This is a genomic window from Methylobacterium sp. WL19 (assembly GCF_008040005.1).
GTDB lineage: Bacteria > Pseudomonadota > Alphaproteobacteria > Rhizobiales > Beijerinckiaceae > Methylobacterium > Methylobacterium bullatum.
Genome location: NZ_VRVC01000180.1, coordinates 1 through 7050, shown reverse-complemented (window position 1 = coordinate 7050; position 7050 = coordinate 1). Strand labels below are relative to the sequence as shown.

5 protein-coding genes and 1 pseudogene are annotated in these 7050 nt (G+C 67.6%); 2 read left to right on the top strand and 4 right to left on the bottom strand.

The features are described from left to right. Positions 1–38: 38 nt before the first annotated feature. Positions 39–575 (bottom strand): annotated as a pseudogene (locus FV220_RS23150) (NmrA family NAD(P)-binding protein); the annotation flags it as partial. A gap of 76 nt (positions 576–651) precedes the next feature. Between FV220_RS23150 and FV220_RS23145 the strand changes: the two are divergent. Then, entirely contained in the window at positions 652–1113 is a 462-nt protein-coding gene (locus FV220_RS23145) for a helix-turn-helix domain-containing protein (protein WP_187273514.1), read from the top strand. 511 nt (positions 1114–1624) lie between these two features. Here FV220_RS23145 and FV220_RS23140 read toward each other — a convergent pair. The 3 genes from FV220_RS23140 to crtD form a co-directional block, all read right to left on the bottom strand. Further along, positions 1625–3763: a TonB-dependent siderophore receptor gene (locus FV220_RS23140; protein WP_147833373.1), complete on the bottom strand. Its 2139-nt coding sequence runs from the start codon at positions 3761–3763 to the stop codon at positions 1625–1627. A gap of 380 nt (positions 3764–4143) precedes the next feature. Further along, entirely contained in the window at positions 4144–5043 is a 900-nt protein-coding gene (locus tag FV220_RS23135) for a carotenoid 1,2-hydratase (RefSeq protein WP_187273513.1), read from the bottom strand. Beyond that, a complete protein-coding gene (gene crtD, locus FV220_RS23130) occupies positions 5001–6551 on the bottom strand; it encodes a 1-hydroxycarotenoid 3,4-desaturase CrtD (RefSeq protein WP_147833372.1) in 1551 nt (516 codons plus the stop codon). The genes FV220_RS23135 and crtD overlap by 43 nt, the downstream gene beginning before the upstream one ends. 86 nt (positions 6552–6637) lie before the next feature. Here crtD and FV220_RS23125 point away from each other — a divergent pair. Beyond that, a partial coding sequence (locus tag FV220_RS23125) for a polyprenyl synthetase family protein (protein WP_147833371.1) occupies positions 6638–7050 on the top strand: 413 nt, incomplete at its 3' end.

Sequence of the window (7050 nt, the reverse complement as noted above, 5' to 3'; positions counted from 1 at the left end):
AGCGTAGTCTAGTGTGATCTGAGATGTTTATAAGAGACAGCGGCGGAGGCGATCCGGCCCGCCCCGGCGCTGCCGAGGAACGCGCCGCCGGCGAGCGCGCCGGGGATCGAGGCGGTGTAGTTCTCCGTGTACCAGCCGTTCCGCAGGATCGTCGCCGGCAGGCCTGAGGCGGCGATGGCGGCCTCCGTGGCGCGATGCTCCCCGGCCAGATTGATCGGCGAGGTGTCGGCATGAAGGAGGCTGGTATAGACGAGCCGGCCGATCCCGGCCGCCTTCGCCGCCGCGACGACGTTCCCATGCTGGGCGACGCGCCGGCCGACCTCGCTCGAGGAGATTAGCAGCAGGCGCTCGATGCCCCGGAAAGCCTCGACCAGGGTCTCGGGCCGCGCTTAATCGGCCACCCGCACGGAGACGCCCCGGTCTCGCAGGCCTTGGGCGGCCTCGCTCTCCAGGGACCGCACACCCGCCACGACGGCGCCGGCCGGCACACGCTCCAGCAGAGCCGCGATGACGAAGCGCCCCAATTGACCGGAGGCGCCGGTGACGAAGATCGTCGGATGAGGGGTGTCGGACATGGCGGGCTTACCCAGGGTTCACTTTCGGTACAAGGGAACTAGTTGAGACCGCATCGGCTGTGAAGGAGGCAGGATTTTGGGACAAGGTGACGCCGAGGGAACCGCCCCCGCACCGGCTCAGGCCGAATTGGCGCAGACCTTCGCGGGCTGGCGTACGAAAGGGTTCGAGGCCGCCCGCTGCCCCGTCCGCAACGTGCTGGACCGGACCGGCGACAAATGGTCGATCCTGATCCTCACCGCGCTGGCCGGCGGCCCGCACCGGTTCAGCGCGATCCTCCGGCTGATCCCCGACCTCTCGAAACGGATGCTGACCCAGACCCTGCGCGACCTCGAACGCGACGGCTACATCGCCCGCACAGTCTACCCCACCAAGCCGCCCAGCGTGGAATACCGCCTGACGGATCTCGGCGGCACGCTCATGGAGCCCCTGGCGGTGCTCATCCGCTGGGCGGAACGGAGCCATGCGGAGATCGAAGCGGCACGGGCGCGGTTCGATGGGGAAGGGGTGAGTGGGCCGGCCTCGCTGGCGGGACCGTGAGCGACGGCCCGTCTTTCGGTGGCTCGGTTCACCATGAAAACGGCAAGAACGACGGCCCGAAGGCCAACCAGAACCTGGAACGCAGGGTCGTCATTATGTCGAAGCCTGTTTGAGATCCTATCCTCGTGCCGGATTGTTGAGGGCATTGGCGCCCATGAGGCTGGCGGCGCAGGCGAGACGCTCTGTCGCGACGTCGAAGCGACCGGCGCGCTCGCGCTGCAGGGCCCCCCAACATCCGATCCAGCCGATTCTTGAATTCGTCGATCCCGACGACGATACCGTTCATCCTCGCGCAAATGGGCTTCGCGAAGCGCGGCCCAAGCGATTGTTCGGATGCGACGGAACGGCCGGCGAAGACCCGAGCTCTCATACGAACTCAGGTCCTTCGGGAACGAGGGTCTCTCGCCTGCCACCGCACCGGGGACCTTACCGGATACGGCGGAATCGCACGTTACACGCGGACCTGCGAGCGCATAGCGTCGACGACATCGGTCGACGACGCTATGTCCGCTCAGAACCGCGCGATGATCTGCGCCCGGATCAGGCGCGGCGCGCCGGGGCTGATGTTATTGTTGCCGTCGGCGGTGGCGATGTAGTGCCGGTCGAACAGGTTCTCGATGTTGATCTGCGCCCGCCAGAACTCGTTCACCCTGTAGAACAGGCCGAGATCGAACCGCGTGATGCCCGGAAGCCGCACGCTGTTGTCCGACGAGGCGAAGGCGTGCCCGGTCTGGATGTAGCCGATGCCGAAGGAGAATTCCGGCGAGACCTCGAACTTGTTCCAGAGCGTGAAGGCGTTGAAGGGCACCAGGCCGACGGTGTTGCCCGACACGATGGTGCTCGAAACGTTGCTGACGATGCGGGCATCGGTGAAGGCGTAGCCGCCCGCGACCTGCCACCAATCCGTAACGAAGCCGTTGGCGCCGATCTCCGCGCCCTGCGTGTTCGTCTGCCCTGACGTGAGGAAGAAGCCGGGCCGGTTCGGATCGGCGATGCGCTGGTTGTAGCGGTCCAGGTTGTACAAGGCGCCCGTGAGCTGGAGCACCGGGGAGACATCGTACTTGACGCCGAATTCGGCGTTTTCGAACCGCTCGGGCTGCGCGATGGCGAGGCCCGGGGACAGGGAACCGAATTGGTCCCCCGCCGAGGGCAGGTAGGAGACGCTGTAGCTGCCGTAGATGGCGAGATTTTCGAAGGGCTTCACCACCACGCCGGCGCGCGGCGATAGCAGGTCGTCGATGCGGTTGGTCTGCACCGGGACCGGAGCCCGCGCGTTCAGGTTGTTCGACGTGAAGTCGAAATGGTCGTAGCGCAGGCCGCCGATGAACTGCAGGTGCGGTCCGATCTCGATCTGGTCCTGGGCGTAGACCGCCGCCAGCCCGAGGTCGTAGCGCGTGTTGTTGCCGGTGGTGTTGCGGAAGCTGACCGGTGCGCGGGTGACGGGGCTGAGCGGGTTGACCACGAGGGTCTGCGTCCCGTTGGCGAAGAACCCCTCCTCGCGGAAGGCGCGGCCCTCCTGATAACCGAGTTCGAACCCGGCCAGCATCGTATGCCGCAAGCCCGCGGCTTCGAACTTGTAGGTGAAGTCGTTCTGGCTGAAGTAGTTCGTCCGCGGCGTCGCGTTGTTGTACGCCGTGATGTTGACGGCCGTGCCCGCGGCATTGACCGAGCCGCCCGGAAACACATTTTGATAGAACTTCTGATAATCGGCGAAGCGCAGGGTGCTGTGGAGCGCCACGCCGGATTCGAATAGGTGGTCGAGGGTCGCGGTGGCGATATTGGCGTCGATGTGGGCGTAGCTCAGGTCCGGATTGCCGAAATACGTCGACACGTTCTGCTTGTAGCGGTATGGGCGCCCGAATTGGGAGGGAATACCGCGATCCGTGTTCCGCTCGTCGTGGAAATACTCGTAGGACAGCTTGAGCGTCGTGACCGGGCTCAGGAGGAAGGTCATGGTCGGGTTGACGCCGTAGCGCCGGACGTCGACGAAGTCGCGGTAAGTGCCTGTATCCTCGACCATGCCGTTCAGGCGGAAGAAGACGTTCTCGTTGACCCGGTCGCCCACATCGACTGCGACGCGCTTGTTGCCGAACTGACCACCCTGGGCCACGATCTCGCGGACCGGAACGCCGTCGGCCTCCTTCAGGACGCGATTGATGACGCCGCCACCGCCGCCACGGCCGAACACGAGGGCGTTCGGGCCCTTCAGCACCTCGATGCGCTGCGTGTTGTAAAGGTCGCGGAAGTACTGCACGTCGTCGCGCACGCCATTGACGTAGAAATCGGCGTTGGAGCGCTGCCCGCGGATGACGACGTCGTCGCGGTTGCCCTCACCCTGGTGCGGGATGACGCCCGGAACGTAGCGGACGGCCTCCCCGATGGACTGCATGCCCTGATCGCGGATCTGCTGCTGCGAGATCACCGTCACGGATTGCGGCGTGTCGATGAGTGGCGTGTCGGTCTTGGTCGCGCTGCGGCTGGAACGGCTCAGGTAGCCCACCGTGTTGCCGCGCAGGCCCTCGACGCTGAGCTGGTCGAGGGTCACCGCGGTGTCACCTGCGGGGACGGCCGGTTGCGACCGCGCGGCCGGGGCCAGCACCGTGCTACACAGGAGGGTTGCAAGGAACCGCGATGCTGCTCCGGTGTTCATTGTCGTGTCGCCCGATCGAGGGTTCGTGTTGTACTGATTTTATGCCCTCAATTCAGATTATGGGCATGCACAGTCCCTTCATGACCGGTCGACGGAATAGCAAGCGGGCGAACTAACCTTTCCTGGTCTTTATTTTTTATTGGTTCTAAGAATGAATCGAAACAAGCAGCCAATGCTCTCTTAACATTTGGAAAAATTGTTTCCGATTTTAATCCTGGAAACATTCCAGACATGTATCATAGCAAGGCGCGTGTTGCCCGGATAACACAGTCCGGCCGGTGCCCCGAATGGCGGATGGCGGGGTGGCCGTCGCCTGAGAGACCTCTCCGATGGGGACAATGGTTCGAGGCCAACCCGCCGCAGAAGCGTCACAGCCCCCATCACCCCGCCCGACGCGGCATCCGGAACGGCAGCATGAACTGCACCAGCGGGTTGCGGAATCGGTCGAGGGACAGGCTCTCGTGGACCGGGCGCACGCTCTCGCCGTCGAGGGTCGAGGCGAGGAGTGAGCGGGCGTAGAACGGGGTGTCCTCGAAGGTGCGGACAACGCTCGACGCCCCGTCGTCGCTGCGGGTGGCGCGGGGCATGCGCCAGAACCGCGTCGGCGGCAGAGCGGCGGGGAGGGGCGGGCGGATGTCGCGGCGGGCGCCGTCGGCGGCAAAGCGCAGGGATAGGTTCTGGAGGCTGCCGTCGCGGCGGCGCACGTCGTAGAGGATCGCCGACCCGTCCTTGAGGTCGGCCCGGCACCAGGTCCAATCGCTGAAATCCCGGCCCAAGGCGGTGTCGCCGTGGTTGGTGTCGAAATAGGCGGTGCCGCGCCAGGATAGGCTCGGGGCGTCGAGGGTCACCTCCACGGGGGAGGAGGGCGCCATCGGCCACCAGCGGTGCCGGCCGTCGGCGTCGAGGGTGAAGGTGTCCCGCGTGAAGCCGTTGGGGCGCAGGCGGATCGTGCCGCGCACCCGCGAGGGGATCGGCGCCGTCACCTCGTCGAGGGTGATGGTGAGGGTGGTGCCGTCCCAGGCGAGACCGCTCGGGCCGATGCGGATCTGCGACGCGTCCCGCCTCAGCGAATCCCGGCCGCGCTCGGTCATGCAGAAGCGGTTGGCGCGCTCCCCGTAGAGCACGACGTTCATGGTGCAGTGGTCGAACGGGTCGCGGCTGAGGTCCAGGGCGTAATAGGGCGAGAACACGCTGCCGATGAAGGCGATGATGGTGAGCCCCTGGCGGCCGTCCTCGCTCAGGGCGTCGACATACCACCAGACGTAACCGCCTTGGGCCACCGGCGTGTCGAAGCGCGGCCCTTCGCGGCGAGATCGGCCAGCAGGCTGTCCGCCGCGATCCGCCCCGATTGCGCCGCCATCGGCACCCCAGGCCCCGGATGGACGCTGCCCCCCGCGAGATACAGCCCCGGCAGCGCCGTCCTGGCGCCCGGACGCTTGAACGAGGCCATCCAGCCGTGCGAGGCCCTGCCGTAGAGGGCGCCCCCCGTCGCCGGAAACAGCCGCTCGAACCCCGCCGGATCGGTGGTCACCGTCCCGGGCGTCGCCTCGATCGTCAGCCCGCATTCCGTCAGCTTGCGACGCAGATTGGTCTCGCATGTGGCGATCTCCGTGGGGGCGAGGGGGCGTTCCCGGCCGAGGGCCGGGGCGTTGACGAGGCAGAGCAGGCGCTCGGGTCGGTCGAGGGCCGAATCGTCGTCGGCGCGGTCCTGCGCGCAGACATAGATTGTGGGGTCGGACGGGAGCCGACCGGCGCGGAGCTCCGCGAATTCGTTCGCGTAATCGCCCGAGAAGAACACATTGTGCCGCACCAGCGGGAAGCCGGAAGTTTTGGCCTTCGCGCAGAGCGTCACCGCCGAGAGCGAGCGGGCTTTCGACGGCACAGCCTCCACGGCCCGCGCCGCACGCGATCCGAACAGGCCCGCGCCGAGGGCCGCCGCATCGGCATTGGCCACCACGAGATCGGCCGCGATCCGCTCGCCATCGGCGAGGTCGACACCGACGATGCCGCGCCCGTTCTCCACCGCGATGGCGGCCACCTCGGCGCGATAGCGGATGCGGGCGCCGTTCTCCTGCGCCAGTTCGGCGATGATGGCGGCGAGGCGGCTGAGGCCGCCCTCCACGTGCCAGACGCCCTGGCTCTCCACATGCGCCACCAGCATCAGCGTCGCCGGGGCCTCGAAGGGCGAGGAGCCGCAATAGGTGGCGTAGCGCCCGAACAATTGGCGCAGGCGAGGATCGCGGAAGTATTCGCCGAGCGCCCCCCACAGGGTGGTGAAGGGCTGGATGCGCAGCAGACCGCCGAGGCCCGACAGGCCGACGCGGCGGCCGAGATCGACCGGGCTCGGCCGCTCGCCCCGGATGAACGGCCCTTCCAGCGTGCCGTAGACCTCCGCAGCGCGGGCGCGGAAGCGCCGGTAGCCGTCCTCCTCGCCGGGGCCGGCGAAGGCGCGGATCGCCGCTGCCGACGCCTCGGGATCGGCGAACAGGTCGAGGCGCTGGTCGGCCCCCCAGGCATGGCGGGCGAGGATGGAGGCCGGGCGGAGCTCCACGCGGTCCGACAGGTCGGCGCCGCATTCCGAAAAAATCTCCTCGAAGACCCAGCGCATGGTGAAGACGGTGGGGCCGGCCTCCACCCGCGCCCCGTCCGCCGGGACGCTGCGCATCTTGCCGCCGGGCGCGGCCGCGCGTTCGAGCACGGTGACGTCGAGCCCCGCATGGGCGAGGCGCAGGGCCGCCACCAGCCCGCCGATCCCCGCTCCGATCACCGCAACCCGCTGTGCCGCCACTGTGTCACCCGTTTCTGCCTTGACGAGTGTCAATATTATCTGACACTTTGCAATGGCAATACGAAAAGACACCAGGGAGTGGCGCCATGGATGCCAACCGCCGGATCGAGCAGGCTCTCGACGCTGCCGTCGCCCATGCGGAGGCGCCCGGCGCGCCGCCGCTCCTGGCCGAGGCCATCCGCTACGCGGTCTTTCCCGGTGGCCACCGCATCCGGCCACGCCTCTGCCTCTCGGTCGCTCGCGCCTGCGGCGACGACGATCCGGCGGCCTCCGACGCGGCGGCGGCGGCGATCGAACTCATCCACTGCGCCTCCCTGGTCCATGACGACCTGCCCTGTTTCGACGATGCGCCGATGCGGCGGCAGAAACCCTCGGTCCATGCCGCCTTCGGCGAGCCCCTGGCGGTGCTGACCGGGGATGCGCTCATCGTCTCCGCTTTCGAGACCCTGGCGCGGGGTGCTGCGCGCTCGCCGGCCCGGCTCGCCGCCCTCGTCGGCCT